The organism is Pseudomonas sp. BIGb0381, assembly GCF_024809815.1.
In the GTDB taxonomy this organism is placed as follows: Bacteria; Pseudomonadota; Gammaproteobacteria; order Pseudomonadales; family Pseudomonadaceae; genus Aquipseudomonas.
In genome coordinates, this window is record NZ_JANUEN010000020.1 from 15,276 (window position 1) to 29,873 (window position 14,598).

Below are 14,598 nucleotides of genomic sequence, written 5' to 3' on the forward strand. Positions count from 1 at the left end.
CGCTTATTTCGCGTCCGCTAAACCGAGGAACTACCGATGATCTTCCGTGCAATGGTCTGCGCTTACCCCAAGGAGCTTCCGGAGCGCGTCCGGGACGAGCGAGTGGTGTTTATCGAGGCTGCTAATCGGAACGATGCCCGTGATTGCGTCCGTAACAAGGAGTCCAGTTTGAATAATTTTAAAGCGTCCCTCATCGCCATCTTGCTGGTATCCACTACTGCGGGGGCGACCGGTTTACCAGCTCCAGACTTTTCGAAATGGGCTAGCAAAACTTTGAAAGACGCAGGCGTTACAGATGCTCGCGTTGTAGAAACAAAGTACCCCTTCAGCTTCACGTTCTGCCGCAAGGATTCGTCTTCGCTTTGGCGTTACGACGTCATGAGCATCGAGCAGTTGAACGCACTTCAGCAGGGCAAAACCGTGAAGCCGTTGACCGAGGCAGAAAGAATGGTTGAGGTTGAATCCGGTAGCGAGTCCTGCAAAGCCGTCATATGAAGGAAAGGTCTCATGAGTAAACATTTTTCAAGCCGCGCAAGCTGTAGCCGGGGCATCGACCGCGAAGGCAATGAGCGGGATTACTGGTCATTCCACTCGTTCAATGCCAACACGCTAATAGGTCAGACGGTTGGTAGGATTTGCAACGGTTTCGCCGCTTGGCGCTTCCATCGACGGCACCCGGATTTAGCTCCTTTGGTGTCTCCCAAAGCCCTGGTCGATAAATCCAGCAGTTAACGGAAATTCATGATGAACCACAATTGCCATGGTGAATTTTTCACAGCCAACGGAACGCGTCATTACTGTTGCTTCGCCGACAGCTCGGTAATTTCTCCCGCCGTCCACAATGGAGACCAATGCCCAAGCTGCGGCAGACCCATAGTCGCAGTCAACGACGCAAGCGTTACTGAGTCCAGTCAAGCAACTGATATCAATCTGAATGCTTTGATGATCGAACGGTTCTCCGCTGGTCATGGCGTTGTAACACTTGCACCAAGCATGACGGATGAGCAGATCCTGAAATTGATCAACCTTGCTTGCACTTGGAGTCAGGGAAAGGCATTCCAGGTCGTTCCTCCATCCTCAAATTGATCACGGAAAAACGCGCGGATCTGCCACCCAAGTACACCACAAGCCCAGCCCTCGCGCTGGGCCGAGGTCGTAGGAGAAGCGCGGTTTTCGCGTCCCAAAATGTCTGGAGAATATGGTGAAAAATACTCTTGCGGTTTTGGTTGTTGCACTGGCCGGGCTATTGAACGCTGGCTGTGAAGCGGAGAGTGGCAGCGCGCTGTCTGGTCGCTGGGTCGAGAAGACGCAAGACCAAAGTAAGCATCCTCGTGTCCTGACCATTGCGAGGGAAGAAGGTACGTTTCGCGTTGACGAGGAAATCTATCTTAATGGCCAGTACAAGACTCAACGCGAAGTAGGCCAGCCCGTCTCGAAGTCCGTTATCTCGGTTAAAAATGGGATGCGCAACATCCGCTTTGAAAATGGTGTGATTTTCTATCGCAATCTTGAGTTTGTGAAAGCTGGATAACTTGGTCATTACCTATGACCTTTAGGCCGTGCTGTTACCCGCCACGAAAGGAGGCTTTGCCATGACCGAGCAGAACAACCCGCAAACCCTGGAGCGTGCCGTTTCCAGATCCGCAGCATTGCCCGCGCCAAGACCGCGCAGGATATGAGTTTTAGTGGACTTTGACCGCCGGCTATCTCATGGCATTGGCCATGGAAAACCTGATCGACTTGGCCGCCAAGCAAATGTTCGATGACGAGGCGGACCGCGCCCGGGATGCCTGGGTGGCCCCGGACAACACCCAGGCCCGCCAAGCGGCCCAGTTGGAAGTCGACGCCGTTACACCTCGAACCTGAAAGGAACCCCGGCCGTGCCGACCTATACCGACCAAGAAAAAACGCTGTACCTGAACCAAGCCCGGCGCAAGGTGCTGGCCATCGCCAAGGCGAATAGGCAGTACATCGACCGCACCGAGGAACATGCCCGCGCCTATGCCGAGGCGCTGTATGACGTGGCCGCCATCACCGAAACCGAGCGCCTGACGCTGCTGGATGATGCCCGGGAGGCCGCCGAAGCGCGCGTGCGCGAATTCAGAGCCGCTGAACAGGCATAACCGAAAGGAACCCCCACCGGCTCGCCCGCTGTGCTTACAATGGGCCATCATTCATCGCAAGGAGTAGCACTGCATGGCAGATAGCGACGTAAAGGCCATCCGGCATATTCGGGATAGCAAAGAAGTCAACGCGTACCTTAAGGCCGGATGGGTCTACAAAGGCATGACCCCAGGAACCACGGAGGATGGTTCGGCGTGGCCGCTGTACACCTTGGCCTGGGAAGGAAAGGGCGAGCCGGTCAAGGTGGACTTCCGCGAGTACCAGTAACGCCGTTTATGTCAAATAGGCCCCCACACCCAAGCCCGGTGTGGGGGCCTTTTTTTGTAGGCACGGTCACCACAACCCCCTACACTGGTTCACCAACCCCCCAGGGTCTGGTTTTACGCACTGGGGGCCCCTCACTCGAAAAGGACGCCCAACCCATGCCCGCCTTTAAAGTACCGCCCATGTCCACCGATCCCGACTGTTTCCAGCGGCCCGCCCTGGAAGGTCGCATGCAGGCCTTCGGCCAACGCTGGATGCTCGACTTGGGCCTGATGTTCTGCAAGGAGTGCCACGAATGCCAGGCCGCCGTCGACGCCGCGAAGGCGTTCGAGCATGACGGCGATTGCGTGTACTGGCAGGCCACGCCGTCCACGCCGTGGCTGGAGCTGTTCGGCGACCTGGCGCGCTATCGCAAGCTGTTCGACCCGAAAGGGGCCGGCAAATGAGCGCCCGTGACCGTAACGCGGCCCGGTACCGGCGCGACGACGGCCTGAATGCCTGGTCCCAGCGCTGGGTGCTGGACGGCAATATGCTGTTGTGCGCCCTGTGCAGCGTGGGCCAGTTCGCCCGGGACGCGGGCGAGCCGTTCCAGCACGGCGCCGGTTGCCCGATTGACAGTGAGTTTGCCAAACACCCGTGGCACGAGCTGGCCGCGCTGCTGGGCGATTTGCCGGCGGTGCCGGCATGAGCGACCTCGAAGCGCCGTTGGCGCGCCTGAACCTGCCGAGCCACGTCCACGCCCAGGCGGTCAAGCTGCTGCGGGCCATCGCCCAGGCGCGCACGCCGGGCGACTGCACGCGCGCGGCCGACCGCGCCGAAGGTTTTGTGCTGGGCCTGGAAACGCTCCGGGGGTTGAACGCGGCGAGCCTGGAGGGGCTTTACCTGGCCTTTGAGCAGGCGGCCACCGTGCGCCAGGTGATGCTGTCGTGATCGGCGAAGCGATCCACGACGACACGTTGAAGGCCCTGGTCAGCCAGCACGTGGTGCGTGAAGTAGTGGTGGGCCGCCTCGAGGGCGACAACCACCGCTGGACCTTGTCGGTGCGCCTGGGCGCACCCACGGCGCGGCTGATCCCGGTGCGCTCGCGGCGTGAGCCGCTGCGCATCTGGACCAGCGCCAAGGCGGTGATCAAGTACGCCGACGCCGTGGGGCTGCGCGGCTTTGTCGTCGAGCTGTAGCGCGCCGGCCTAAATCCCCTGGTCCTTGGCCGCCTGGTCCACCGCTTCGGCCAGGATGATGGCCGTGGTGCTCAAGCTGCTGTAGATCCGTTGCAATTCCAGCATGGGCGCGCTGGCTGGCGTGCGCCGGTTGAGCGCGTGCTGTTCGCGGAACTGGCGCAACAGGTCGAGCTGGTGTTCGCTCAAATCGAGGGTGATTTTCACGGCGTTTCCTATCGTGTCATTCGGGGGAGCGTTTCCGACGCAAACGGCGGGCACAAAAAAACCGCCGTTGGAGGGGCGGTTGATTTGTGCCATTCGAATTGGAGGTTCGTTTGGCGGTTCGCTGAAGGTATCGACGAATCGATCATAAATTACGGTCTGTTTGTTGCGCAATAGTCGCCGCAACACGTTCACGGATAATAATCGCGCTTCATCGGCCATCTTTTTGCTTCATTGGCACTCATGACGAAATGGCGAAACGTCGCTAACTACCGGGAAATGTCACTATATCAAGGCGATAGAGGCAGAACGCGCCGGCTACGCGTCAACCTAGATCGTCACGACAGGGCGCCGTCAAGGGTTTTCGTCGCTTTGAAAAATAAACTTCAAAAAAGCGTCAAAGTGCTTTTTTCTGTCAGGGGTTTTGGAGTATCAAGTAACCCAACGGTCACGATGTTGTGCCCGGGGCCCCTTCGCCACGTCTGGAAAACGTGCCGGAACTGAAGGGCTGATAAACACCTGGCTCGCTGAAGGTATCGACAACTTTCAGCAAACCCATTGCTCTGACCGTTCTAGGGCAGCGGGTGTCAGGCTTCTTTGAGGAAGCCGCTTATGCGCCTTTTCTGCTTTGAAAAATTGGGTCGCTATGCCCGGTGGGTTGGCAATGCCGTGTTGAAGGTGATTCAACTCGGCCACGCCTTCACCTGGGTGCTCGACTGGTTCGACGACTCCGGTCGCTTCTAACCCGCTACACAGCCCCGCTTCGGCGGGGTTTTTTGTGCCGGCAGGGAATCTCCCAGCGTCCAGCACCGGCTATCGACAATGGATCTGCCACAGTTGGTCGAGCCGAGTGGTGTAGCTCTGGCTCAGCAAGTCGCGGCGCATGGCCCATTCCGGCGTGGCGGGTACACTGGCCACCCGCAACGTACCTCGACCCCACCGGCCATTGATGGCATCGAGCACCGACATGACCTTGCTTGCTTCCCCGGGTTGGGAGCGGGCAAACAGATCCTCGGTGAACTCGCCTGGCTGGCACAGGTTCAGCAACATGACCTCCGCCTTGCTGTACTGATACCCCGGTCGAAAGATCCGCTCCACGGCGTCTGTGGCTGCGCGGGTGAGCACACGCACGTCGTCGGTGGGGTAGGGCAGGTCCACCACCAGGCCATTGGCATACTGCGCTTCTGCCGGGTTAAACATGCCGGTGCGAATGCTGACCCGGATCTTCTTGCACAACGACTGCTGGGCCCGCAGCTTTTCCGAAGCGCGCATCATATAGGTGGCCACCGCCTCCTGGATCGCCGGCAGCGCCTGCAGGCGTCTGCCAAACATTCGACTGCAGCAGATCTCCTGCTTCGGCGGATCCGGCTCATCGAGCACCAGGCACGACGTGCCGCCCAGCTCCCGGGCGGTTTTCTCGATGACCACGCTGAATTTTTTGCGCAATGTCCACGGGTCGGCCCGGGCCAGGTCCATGGCAGTCTTGATGCCCATTTCCTCCAGGTGCGCTTTCATCCGCCGGCCGACGCCCCAGACTTCGGCCACGTCGGTGTTGCGCAGCACCCAATCACGCTTGAAGGGGTCGCAGATGTCGACCACCCCACCGGTTTGTGCCTGCAGGCGCTTGGCCGTGTGGTTGGCCAGCTTGGCCAGGGTTTTGGTGGGAGCTATGCCCACCCCGACCGGAATGCCGGTGCAGCGCAGCACCTGGTGGCGAATCTGCCGGCCGAGGACCTCGGGCCCGCGGATCCCGCTCATGTTGGCAAACGCTTCGTCGATGGAGTACACCTCCACCGCCGGTACCAGCGATTCAATCACGCTCATCACCCGCTGGCTCATGTCGCCGTACAAGGCATAATTCGACGAGAAAGCCACGATGCCCAGGCGCTGCAGCTTGTGCTTGATCTGGAAGTAGGGCTCGCCCATTTTGACAAAGGGCTTGGCGTCGTAACTGCGCGCCACCACGCAACCGTCGTTGTTTGACAGGACCACCACCGGCACCTTGGCCAAGTCCGGTCGGAACACGCGCTCGCAGCTTGCGTAGAAGCTGTTGCAGTCTATCAAGGCAAACACGGCCGCCTCAGACATGGCTGCGAACCGTGCTGGTGATGACACCCCAAATCAGCAGTTCGTCGCCTTCCAGGACGTAGCGCGGTGGGTACTTGGGATTCTCTGAAAGCAAAATCATTTGGCGATCGCGCACGCATAACCGCTTGCAGACCGGTTCGTTGTTGAGCAGGGCCACCACGACGTGGCCGTGAGCTGGCTCCATTGACCGATCGACCACGGCCAGGTCCCCGTCGAAGATGCCGGCCCCCTGCATGCTGTCGCCGCTGATCGAGGCCAGGTAGACATGCGGTGCCCGGATATTCAGCACCTCATCGAGTGAGATCTGTTGTTCGATGTGATCGGCCGCCGGCGACGGGAACCCGGCCGGGATCTTGAACAGGCACAAGGGCAGCCGAATGCCGCCTTCGGCCAATGGGCCATGAATGGAAAAACTCATAACGCACGACTTCCGAAAACTGTACAGATATACAGTTAACTTTGCTGAATGCCTGCGGTCAATTTTATTGTACGTTCCACCAGACCAGCGGATCGCCACCAGGGCCCGCCCGTGACAGGAGCAACCAGCCATGTGCAGCCATTACGAGCCGCCGACGCCGAGCCAGCTTGCCCAGGCCTTCGGCGTCGAGCTTTACCCACAAGGCGAGCTGGAGCTATGGCCTGGCTACGTCGGGCCGTTTGTCCGCCGTCCGGCCAACGCCGACGCCCAGGACGAGGGAAGCCCAAGCCTGGAACTGCTAACCGGCGCGTTCGGCCTGATTCCTGGGTGGAGTAAGGAGCGAAAAAAGATCGTTCGAAGGACCTACAACGCCAGATCGGAGACGGTGGCCGAAAAACCTTCCTACCGTAACGCCTGGCGCAAGGCCCAGCACTGCATCATTCCGGCAGCAGCCATCTATGAACCCGATTACCGCAAGGGAAAACCGTTTCCGGCGCGCATCATTCGGGCTGATGGGAGAATTATGGGCATCGCCGGCTTGTGGGAGCGCTGGCACGATCCGTCTACCGGCCAGGTCCTGCACAGCTACACGATGATGACCGTCAATGCAGACGCCCATGCCTTTATGCGCAACTACCACAAACCGGAAGACGAAAAACGCATGGTCGTTATCCTGCCGCAAGGGCTCTACAACGACTGGCTCGACGCTCCGGTCCACGATAGCGCGGAGTTCATGCGTCAATATCCAGCGGATCGAATGGCGGTTGGATAAACCGCCAAAGTCTTAAGACTAAACCGGTTTAACTCAGGTCAAGGGACGCGACCCCGGCTCGTCGCGACCGCTTCTCCGTCGCGATGAACGGAGTCCCGTGCGAAGCGAACCCTTGAACAGCCCCCAATGAAACAAGGCTCCCTCGTGAGTGGGGGGTAGAGCTTCACCACCCCGCGCTCCCGAGGTCAACGCGGCCGTTGCGAGATGACAAGGGCCGCGCCCTTGGTGTTTCTTGCCGACAACTTGGGCACAATGCCAGACTTCGCCGCCGCGAACGAAGGCTGGATGAGGGATGTGATGGCAGATTTAAAACGTGACCTGGAACCGGGCAAGGTCGATCCGGAGCAGTTACGGCGCTTGATCGGGTTTACTGGAATCACAGGAGAAAAGGTAATCGAGGCGCTGCACAGCTATTTTGTCGACGGGGTGAAACAAGCGGATATCTGCCGTGTATACGGGTTTAGGAAGGCATTCATATCGCGGAAGATCGGCGACATAAACAGCGTCAGCGTCGCGGTTCGAGAGATAGCGCCGTTCTACAGAGAGCACTCAAAAAGTTAACCGATATCGGTAAACTTTTATTGTGAAGGTTAACCGATATCGGTAAACTCTCCCTCGTTGCCACTGCTGACGAGGGACGTAAGCATGACCACTTACCGCTTGAGCGGAGTTGTGATCGATAGCGAAGGACGGCAAACCGCCGTGAATGAATTCACATGCAATGCTCATCGCAACGTAAGGAATATAGAGTTTTTTCGGAATAATGGCTTCAAGGGTTCGCTGATTCAGGTTAGAACTGAACTAAACGGCACGAGAACTCAGGAAACCATTGATCTTGAACTTTGCGTTTTTGCATACGATGCGGTTAGCGCATAGTAGGGTAGGGAGGCACTGGAGAGCGCCTTGCTGGTCAATAACCCCAGGGAGACAGTTGCGACCGGTAAGACGCTCTACCAGTGCAACCCTACTCAGTTTTGGCTTGGACCTACACGTTTCTGTCGATTAATGAGAACAGTATTTTACTGGTCTGCATGTGTTTGACATATTGGAACTCAACCAGCGCAGCAGGATGCCAATGAGACTCAAGCTGGTAGGTGTCCCACCCGCTTAAATCTGTGCCTTGAAGCTCCATTGCGCCTTTCGAGAACATCGGCTCACCCAAGGCTTTATGCACCTGTGACTGATCCGAAAGAGAACCAAAAGGTTCAGGTAACTGCCCTGTGAATAGCGGCACATTGCTGTTTTGATCATCTTTCAAAGTGATGTATATAACCTCGAAACGTAAGGTTTCGGGCCAGAATATCAACTCAATTCCAGGAACCGGCTCGATCTCTAGCGATTCACCATCTTCATACAAGTCTTGTAGTGGAAGGTTATCTATTACTTTATTAGCAATTAGAGCATCGTACGAACAGCCCAGGTTCTTGATTAAACGTTCCATATTTACGGAGTTCATCTGCGCCTCAGACCTGTTGAAAATACCCCCGTACGCCTCTTGCGGACGGTGGGGGTCGATAAGATGCCGTGAAGCCGCATTTTTTACCAGAGTTGACGTGGCATTGTGCTAGCTCCGACCGAATAGGATCCAGTTAGAGCCGTTCGGTTCAACGCAGATTAGCTGTTTTTGTTGCGCGGGCGGCAATGATTAAGCGCTGCAATTCGGCCGGATCCTGGATGCGATAAACGAGATCGATCAGCACTGAGCGTAACTCGCAGACGGTTTGCCAACGGATGTCGATCTCGGCCGGTAGGAACTCGATGGGAGAGACGTTGAAAAAGTTCGCAAGCTTCACCAGTTGTTCACCATCGGGAGAGTGGTCGCCGCGCTCATAACGGCCGATGGTTGTTACCTCGCAATCGAGGGCTTCGGCTAGCGCCGCTTGGGTGATCTGCCTAGCTTTTCGGTGCGATCTGATCCGTGAGCCGATGAGCGTGCGAATCGGAGAAGTCATTTTCCCGCCTGAAATGCGTCAGTTTCGGGCGTCCCATGCGTTTTTAAAGGGCAAAATTGCACAATATGCATTTATGATTGATTACTTTGTGGTAAGTGAATAAAATTACGTACTGGCACGGTGCCATTGCAATTTTGCGCACTGTACATATAATCAGCCGCCGTCGATACGACGGAAAGCACCCTCCATGGAGCGGTCGCTAAAAGGGATGGGCTACGGCGCGTTTGTGGCGGCGCGTGCCCGCATACAGGGGTATAGGGATGTTTCGATGGCATTTGATTACACATAATCTGCATGCGCTTCAGTTGGTTACGGACAAAGCAAGGCTGTTGGGTGTCGAGATTTACTGCCCAATGAAACTGGAAGTGAAAAAGCGGCGTGACTGCAACGGCACCCGCACCACCTCTACGCCGCTTTTCCCCGGATACCTGTTCGTCCGCCTCGATCCTGAGGTGGTGCATCACTCGGTCATTGCCGACATTCCAGGCGTCAAGGAATTCGTACGGTTCGGTGGCGACATCAGCACCGTGTCCAACGCGCTGATCGAGGCGTTGAAGCAATCGTTGATCCTCATGGCCGACGAAAAAGTTAAACGCCTTGAATGTCACAATGTGCCCCAGGCTGTTTTAGCCAAGCTGGCTGAGATTGCTTTAATGAAGTCTAAGATTGAGCGCCAGACGGCGTTTTTTAATCTGCTGCAAAATGATTCGAAACTGATCGCGATGGGCAATCAGCCTTACTCGCGTGTTAGTTCGGTCATTGAAACACCGAAAGTCGACGAAAAAGTCTGGTAACACGTCAGCTGTAAACACACCAATACATTTTTAACACACTGCATGCATGCGCATGGCGGTGTGTTTTTGTTTGCCTGGAGGAAATATGCAGCCAAAAGAACCCAGCAAAACTGGGGAAGTGAAATACCCACGTACGATTCACGTCGGTGCTGACAGGGTTAAAGCTCTCACCGACTGTGCGATTGATGTCAGTTACAACTGTGGTCGGCTCTACACGGCCGGTCAGTTCATTATGTATCTGATCGACAACTACGCGGAAGCTGCTACAGCGAAGTTGAAGGAACAATCAAAAACCTAGGTGATCATTATGGCATTATTGACTGCAAGCGCAGTTATGACCTTGGCGCTGCAATGTGCTCCCGCCGTCCACCCTCAAACTACTATCACTATCGTCAAAACTGAATCTGGATTTAACCCTTGGGCGATTGGTGTGGTAGGTAAGGTTTTACCGCAGCAACCGCAAACTCTGGATGAGGCCGTGGCGAAAGTAAAAGAGCTGGTCGCTGAAGGGGCAAACTTTAGTATTGGGCTGGGTCAAATTAATCGTTACAACTTCGACGTTAACAAACCGGAGCTGGTCTTTGACCCGTGTACTAATTTGCGCATGGCAGCTGCCAATCTGGAGGCTTGCTACGAGCGCGTAGGATCGAAAGGAGATACGCCCCAGGAGAAAACACTAAAAGCAATTTCCTGCTATTACAGCGGCAACGAGACCACCGGCTTCGAGGCAGAGCCCCAGTTTGGCGGAACTAGCCACGTCCAGCGCATCGTCGCCAATGCAGAGTCTTACAAAGTCGGGCCGATCACAGCGGATGGCGGCGATCCGGCACAGCCCTTGGCACAACCCGCAGTGCCTCAACCTCCACCTACCTATGAAAGTTGGGACGTGTTGCGTCAGTACCCGCGCTACAGCCCAGCACCCGCTCCACAACCTAAATCAGTACCAACACCCGAAGAAGTTCCACAGGAGAACAATGATGTTTAACGTTAAGCAAAAAATCACCGGTTTTTTCATCCAGCAAAAGGAGTTCATTAAGTTATTGGTGGTAGCAATTGCTTGCGTGCCGTTGTTCGCAATGGCCGATTGGGATCAAACCGTTCTGGATCAAACTCGAAAAATCCGAATCGGTATGTATGCAGCCGGTGGTTCGGCTGCATTGATTTCGTTGTTGTGGTGCGGCATTAAATGGCTGCTTGCGCGGGCTAACGGTGACCATTCCACGACCTTCAAGGATTACCTCGAACAAATCTGGGTAATTATTGCCGTTGGTGGTGCATTGGTATTGGCGGCGGGTGCTTGGCAGATATTCGGTACAGGCACGTTTGACTGACATCAGTAAGTCAGGGAGTTTCCAATGTCGCAAGAAGAAGAAAAAGTCCTGCTTTACCCGAGTTATAACGCCATGAGCCGCCCCGCTATGTTTTGGGGGGTTCCGATCATGCCGCTTGTCGGGTTGTTTCTTGCTGCAGTGATTGTCTTCGTTATTACGTTCACGTTGTTGTCGTTCGTTTGGGCGCTGGTTGCACTACTGCCATTCGTTATTGCGGTGTGCGGTCTGCGAATCATGACGTCTATCGATGATCGTTACATACGCCGTGTTCTTTTTTCAGTTCATCGTTTGTGGTTGAACCTAAAACACGGAAAACAATTGCTGCTCACCCCCTATAGTCCTCTCTGGAGCCAATATTATGGGAAGAGATTTTCACAACAGCGCTTTATCGCCGGAGCAGTTAAAAGTCCCGTTGATGTGCTATCCGGTCCACGAACACATGGTGACTCTGAGCGGGTATAGGCTGTTTAGCCTGATTCGACTCAAAGGCATTTCTCACGAAACGGTCAGTAAAAAAGAACTCGACCGGCTGTTCCTGCAGATCAATACCTACTTTCTTGCACTGGGTAAGAAAGAAGGCAAAAACCTGATGTTGCAGACCTACATCACCAAAACAAAAGTCGAGCTGGACACCGAGTATGTGTTCGACCTGCAGCCACTGCAGGAGTTTGCCGACGCGTACACAGCGCCATTTCGCAACGGGACCTATCGGCAGACGGGTTATGCCCTGGGCTTGGTTCTCAAATACCGCGACCAGGACGACGGCATTCGCCGGATGAAGGAGCTGTTGACGATATCGGAAACCATGCTCGCCGATTACGATCCCTCCTTCATGGGGATGGAATCGAACCGTTACGGCGCGCTTTTCTCCCAAGCCGGTCGCTATTTCAGCCTGCTGATCAACGGGCATGAAAAAGACATATTGCACAGCGATACGCGCCTGGGTGACGCGATGATCGACAGCGTGACCAATTTCGGCGAATACGATTTCCTCGAGAATCGCCCCAATCGGGGCGGCGTTCGCTTTGGCACCACCTACGATCTGCGCGACTACCCGAGCGCCGGTTCCTACCCTGGTATGTGGGATGAGGCGATTGAACAGCCGTTCGACTTTACGTTGGTGCAGACCTTCATCTTCGATGATCGCAACACGGCCAAACGGACCTTTACTAAGCACGTTTCCGATCTGAGTTCGGTAGAGGGGGAGTCCAAACAGACCAACGAATTGTTGGCCGCTGTGCAGGAAATCACCCAAGGCGAATTGGCGATGGGTCGATATCACGCATCAATGATCGTGTTCGGCAATACGCCGGACGAGGCGATCACCAACGGCTCCAAGATGGAATCGGTGTTTACCGTTCGCGATGCCACGTTCGTACGCTCCACCATGACGAACTACACAACCTGGTACACGCAGTTTCCTGGCGAAACCCGTTCGCTATACCCCTTGTCGAAGTCGACCGAAAACCTGGCCTGCGGCTTTTCGTTGCATGCCACGCCGGCCGGCAAGGCGAAGGGCAACCCCATTGGCGACGGAACGGCGTTGGTCCCGATGCAGACCGTCAAGAAAGGGCTGTTCATGCTCAGCGCGCACGATAGCCCTCCCGGTCAAAACAATCTGGGTGAAATGTTGCCAGGGCATATTTCGATCACGGGGCAAACGGGGGTCGGTAAGACCACGTTCGAGGCGATTTTGCTGATGTTCTTCAGTCGTTGGGATCCGATGTATTTCTGCATCGATTACAACAACTCGCTGGAGAACCTGCTGCGTGCGCTCAACACGCACTATTTCACCATCGCACCGGGGAAATTCACCGGTCTGAACCCGTTCCAGTTTCCGGATAACGAGGAATTGCGCCAGTTTTTGTTCGACATCGTGTTCTGCTGCGCCGGCGGTAAGGAGCAGACTAACCAGGATGAAGAACGGGAGATTCAGCGCTCCATCGACGCGGTGATGCAGCATTCCAACGTCGACAATCGAGGCATGTCGTTGTTGCTGCAGAACATCACCAAGAAAGGCAACAACTGCCTGCATACCCGCTTGGCCAAGTGGTGTCGGGTTGCCGGTGGTCATGTCGGCCAATATGCCTGGGTACTGGATTCGCCGAAAAACCTGTTTGATCCCAAAGCGTTCAGGCGTCTGGCGTTTGATTGCACGAGGATTCTGAAAAAGGAATATGCCACCAAACATCCCGATGTCATGGAAGTGTTGCTCAACACGCTGTTTTTCGTGAAACGCACCATGCACCAGGCTAAACCGGGCAGCCTGCTCATTAACGCGATCGCTGAGTATTGGGTGCCGTTGTCCTTCGAGAGTACAGCCGAAAAGATCAAGGAAATCCTCAAGAGCGGACGAACCCGTGGCGAAATCCTGATCATGGATACTCAGTCGCCAGAGGATGCATTAAGCACTGAGTACGCTCCGGCGGTTGTCCAGCAGGTCATTACGGCGATCTGGCTGCCCAATACCAAAGCGGATAAGGACGGTTATGCCAAGTTCGGCGTCAAGGGCAAAGTGTTCGATACCATCGCTGGTATGCATCCCCTCAGCCGCGAAATGGTGGTGGTGCAGGGGCATCAGGCGGTACAGCTCAAGATGGAACTGCCCGATCACCTGAAATACTGGCTGCCGCTGCTGTCGTCGACGGAGAAGAACCTTGCGGTCGCGGCAGAGGTACGGCGGTCACTTGGCACCGATGACCCACATCTATGGGTTCCGGCGTTTCTGGAGCGAATGGCTGCAATAACCGCCGCCGAACGCCGAGCCAGAGAAGCCAATGCTGGTGGGGTGTCCGCATGAAACAAAGACTACTCGCATCCGCTTTGGCGTTAGCCATTGCCGTTACAGTGCCGTGCAGTTACGGATCAGGCATTCCAACCGTCGACGTCGCGTCCCTGGCACAGATGGCGATGGACGCGCAGCGCCAGGCTAAAGAAGCACTGGACCAGCTCAACGCAGCAAAAGAGGCAATCGAGCAGGCCAAGGCTCAGTTTGACCACTACAAGAGCCTGGTCACCGGGAATTCCAAACTCGGTGATTTTCTCGATAATCCTGAGCTGAACAAGACGCTGTCGCTCGATGGCTGGGAGGATATTTATCAGGACGCGCGTGACCTCGGTTCGTTGCGTGACCGCTACGGACTGGTTTCGGACGATATCAACGTCCAGAAGTCATTCGACAAGCTACTGGCGGTGACCGATGCCCTGGAGCGTAACTACGACGCGAGCACCCAGCGGGTCAAGAATGCCCAGGCCCTGCGCACCAAGCTCGATGAGGTCCAAACACCACAAGAGAAGGAGGATCTGCAACTGCGCTACCAGCAAGAACTGCTGGAGCTACAAAATCAGCAAATGAGGCTGCAACAGACTCAGATGCTGGTCGCGCAGAAAGAACGACTGGAAAGTAAGCAGCGTGCCCAGGCGTTCAAGGATCACCTCAACGGGAAGAAGTCTTAGCCCAGCAATTAAAGGTGACC

26 protein-coding genes are annotated in these 14,598 nt (G+C 55.8%); 21 read left to right on the forward strand and 5 right to left on the reverse strand.

Annotated elements, in window-relative coordinates; all coding sequences use genetic code 11:
- The first annotated feature begins 36 nt into the window (after positions 1-36).
- The 10 genes from M2397_RS29515 to M2397_RS29560 all read left to right on the forward strand — a co-directional run bounded on the left by M2397_RS29515 (position 37) and on the right by M2397_RS29560 (position 3,566).
- A complete protein-coding gene (locus tag M2397_RS29515; protein ID WP_259244964.1) occupies positions 37-495 on the forward strand; it encodes a hypothetical protein in 459 nt (152 codons plus the stop codon).
- A gap of 12 nt (positions 496-507) precedes the next feature.
- A complete protein-coding gene (locus tag M2397_RS29520; protein ID WP_259244965.1) occupies positions 508-732 on the forward strand; it encodes a hypothetical protein in 225 nt (74 codons plus the stop codon).
- 469 nt (positions 733-1,201) lie between these two features.
- Positions 1,202-1,531 (forward strand): hypothetical protein, encoded by a 330-nt coding sequence (locus M2397_RS29525; protein WP_139353193.1) that lies wholly within the window; start codon positions 1,202-1,204, stop codon positions 1,529-1,531.
- A gap of 191 nt (positions 1,532-1,722) precedes the next feature.
- Positions 1,723-1,866, forward strand: coding sequence for a hypothetical protein (locus M2397_RS29530; protein ID WP_259244966.1), 144 nt, complete (start codon positions 1,723-1,725; stop codon positions 1,864-1,866).
- 14 nt (positions 1,867-1,880) lie between these two features.
- Positions 1,881-2,123, forward strand: a complete 243-nt coding sequence (locus tag M2397_RS29535) for a hypothetical protein (RefSeq protein ID WP_077507170.1) — start codon at positions 1,881-1,883, stop codon at positions 2,121-2,123.
- A gap of 73 nt (positions 2,124-2,196) precedes the next feature.
- A complete protein-coding gene (locus tag M2397_RS29540; protein ID WP_077507169.1) occupies positions 2,197-2,391 on the forward strand; it encodes a hypothetical protein in 195 nt (64 codons plus the stop codon).
- Positions 2,392-2,546: 155 nt separating this feature from the next.
- On the forward strand, positions 2,547-2,834 hold the full coding sequence (locus M2397_RS29545; RefSeq protein ID WP_259244968.1) for a hypothetical protein: 288 nt from the start codon (positions 2,547-2,549) through the stop codon (positions 2,832-2,834).
- Positions 2,831-3,076: a hypothetical protein gene (locus tag M2397_RS29550; protein WP_259244969.1), complete on the forward strand. Its 246-nt coding sequence runs from the start codon at positions 2,831-2,833 to the stop codon at positions 3,074-3,076. The genes M2397_RS29545 and M2397_RS29550 overlap by 4 nt, the downstream gene beginning before the upstream one ends.
- Positions 3,073-3,318, forward strand: coding sequence for a hypothetical protein (locus M2397_RS29555; protein ID WP_077507166.1), 246 nt, complete (start codon positions 3,073-3,075; stop codon positions 3,316-3,318). The genes M2397_RS29550 and M2397_RS29555 overlap by 4 nt, the downstream gene beginning before the upstream one ends.
- Positions 3,315-3,566: a hypothetical protein gene (locus tag M2397_RS29560; RefSeq protein ID WP_259244970.1), complete on the forward strand. Its 252-nt coding sequence runs from the start codon at positions 3,315-3,317 to the stop codon at positions 3,564-3,566. The genes M2397_RS29555 and M2397_RS29560 overlap by 4 nt, the downstream gene beginning before the upstream one ends.
- Before the next feature lie 9 nt (positions 3,567-3,575).
- Here M2397_RS29560 and M2397_RS29565 read toward each other — a convergent pair whose 3' ends face one another.
- The gene (locus tag M2397_RS29565) at positions 3,576-3,770 is read right to left on the reverse strand and encodes a hypothetical protein (protein ID WP_145133461.1); all 195 of its coding nucleotides are present in this window, start codon (positions 3,768-3,770) and stop codon (positions 3,576-3,578) included.
- A gap of 609 nt (positions 3,771-4,379) precedes the next feature.
- On the opposite strand from M2397_RS29565, the gene M2397_RS29570 reads away from it, so the two are divergent.
- Complete coding sequence (locus M2397_RS29570) at positions 4,380-4,511, forward strand: hypothetical protein (RefSeq protein ID WP_259244972.1); 132 nt, start codon at positions 4,380-4,382, stop codon at positions 4,509-4,511.
- A gap of 69 nt (positions 4,512-4,580) precedes the next feature.
- On the opposite strand, the gene umuC is transcribed toward M2397_RS29570, so the two are convergent.
- The gene (gene umuC / locus M2397_RS29575; RefSeq protein ID WP_259244973.1) at positions 4,581-5,855 is read right to left on the reverse strand and encodes a translesion error-prone DNA polymerase V subunit UmuC; all 1,275 of its coding nucleotides are present in this window, start codon (positions 5,853-5,855) and stop codon (positions 4,581-4,583) included.
- Positions 5,848-6,273, reverse strand: a complete 426-nt coding sequence (locus M2397_RS29580; protein ID WP_259244974.1) for a LexA family transcriptional regulator — start codon at positions 6,271-6,273, stop codon at positions 5,848-5,850. The genes umuC and M2397_RS29580 overlap by 8 nt, the downstream gene beginning before the upstream one ends.
- A gap of 130 nt (positions 6,274-6,403) precedes the next feature.
- On the opposite strand from M2397_RS29580, the gene M2397_RS29585 reads away from it, so the two are divergent.
- The 3 genes from M2397_RS29585 (at position 6,404) to M2397_RS29595 (ending at position 7,921) form a co-directional block, all read left to right on the forward strand.
- Positions 6,404-7,045, forward strand: coding sequence for an SOS response-associated peptidase (locus tag M2397_RS29585; RefSeq protein WP_259244975.1), 642 nt, complete (start codon positions 6,404-6,406; stop codon positions 7,043-7,045).
- A gap of 225 nt (positions 7,046-7,270) precedes the next feature.
- Positions 7,271-7,606, forward strand: coding sequence for an adhesin biosynthesis transcription regulatory family protein (locus M2397_RS29590; protein ID WP_259245000.1), 336 nt, complete (start codon positions 7,271-7,273; stop codon positions 7,604-7,606).
- Between the two features lie 84 nt (positions 7,607-7,690).
- The gene (locus M2397_RS29595; protein WP_139353192.1) at positions 7,691-7,921 is read left to right on the forward strand and encodes a hypothetical protein; all 231 of its coding nucleotides are present in this window, start codon (positions 7,691-7,693) and stop codon (positions 7,919-7,921) included.
- A gap of 109 nt (positions 7,922-8,030) precedes the next feature.
- Here M2397_RS29595 and M2397_RS29600 read toward each other — a convergent pair whose 3' ends face one another.
- Both M2397_RS29600 and M2397_RS29605 read right to left on the reverse strand, forming a co-directional pair.
- On the reverse strand, positions 8,031-8,486 hold the full coding sequence (locus M2397_RS29600) for a DUF6392 family protein (protein ID WP_256578330.1): 456 nt from the start codon (positions 8,484-8,486) through the stop codon (positions 8,031-8,033).
- Positions 8,487-8,649: 163 nt separating this feature from the next.
- Positions 8,650-8,997, reverse strand: coding sequence for a helix-turn-helix domain-containing protein (locus tag M2397_RS29605; protein WP_259244976.1), 348 nt, complete (start codon positions 8,995-8,997; stop codon positions 8,650-8,652).
- 260 nt (positions 8,998-9,257) lie between these two features.
- Here M2397_RS29605 and M2397_RS29610 point away from each other — a divergent pair, with 260 nt between their 5' ends.
- From M2397_RS29610 to virB5, 7 genes are all read left to right on the forward strand, one after another.
- On the forward strand, positions 9,258-9,791 hold the full coding sequence (locus M2397_RS29610) for a transcription termination/antitermination NusG family protein (RefSeq protein WP_259244977.1): 534 nt from the start codon (positions 9,258-9,260) through the stop codon (positions 9,789-9,791).
- Between the two features lie 85 nt (positions 9,792-9,876).
- On the forward strand, positions 9,877-10,089 hold the full coding sequence (locus M2397_RS29615) for a hypothetical protein (protein WP_077507156.1): 213 nt from the start codon (positions 9,877-9,879) through the stop codon (positions 10,087-10,089).
- Positions 10,090-10,098: 9 nt separating this feature from the next.
- Positions 10,099-10,776, forward strand: coding sequence for a lytic transglycosylase domain-containing protein (locus M2397_RS29620; RefSeq protein WP_259244978.1), 678 nt, complete (start codon positions 10,099-10,101; stop codon positions 10,774-10,776).
- Positions 10,769-11,122, forward strand: coding sequence for a type IV secretion system protein VirB2 (locus M2397_RS29625; protein ID WP_259244979.1), 354 nt, complete (start codon positions 10,769-10,771; stop codon positions 11,120-11,122). The genes M2397_RS29620 and M2397_RS29625 overlap by 8 nt, the downstream gene beginning before the upstream one ends.
- Before the next feature lie 24 nt (positions 11,123-11,146).
- Positions 11,147-11,584 (forward strand): VirB3 family type IV secretion system protein, encoded by a 438-nt coding sequence (locus M2397_RS29630; RefSeq protein ID WP_259244980.1) that lies wholly within the window; start codon positions 11,147-11,149, stop codon positions 11,582-11,584.
- Entirely contained in the window at positions 11,562-13,922 is a 2,361-nt protein-coding gene (locus M2397_RS29635; protein WP_259244981.1) for a VirB4 family type IV secretion system protein, read from the forward strand. Before M2397_RS29630 ends, M2397_RS29635 begins: the two co-directional genes overlap by 23 nt.
- Positions 13,919-14,578, forward strand: a complete 660-nt coding sequence (gene virB5, locus M2397_RS29640) for a P-type DNA transfer protein VirB5 (protein WP_259244982.1) — start codon at positions 13,919-13,921, stop codon at positions 14,576-14,578. The genes M2397_RS29635 and virB5 overlap by 4 nt, the downstream gene beginning before the upstream one ends.
- Positions 14,579-14,598: the final 20 nt, after the last annotated feature.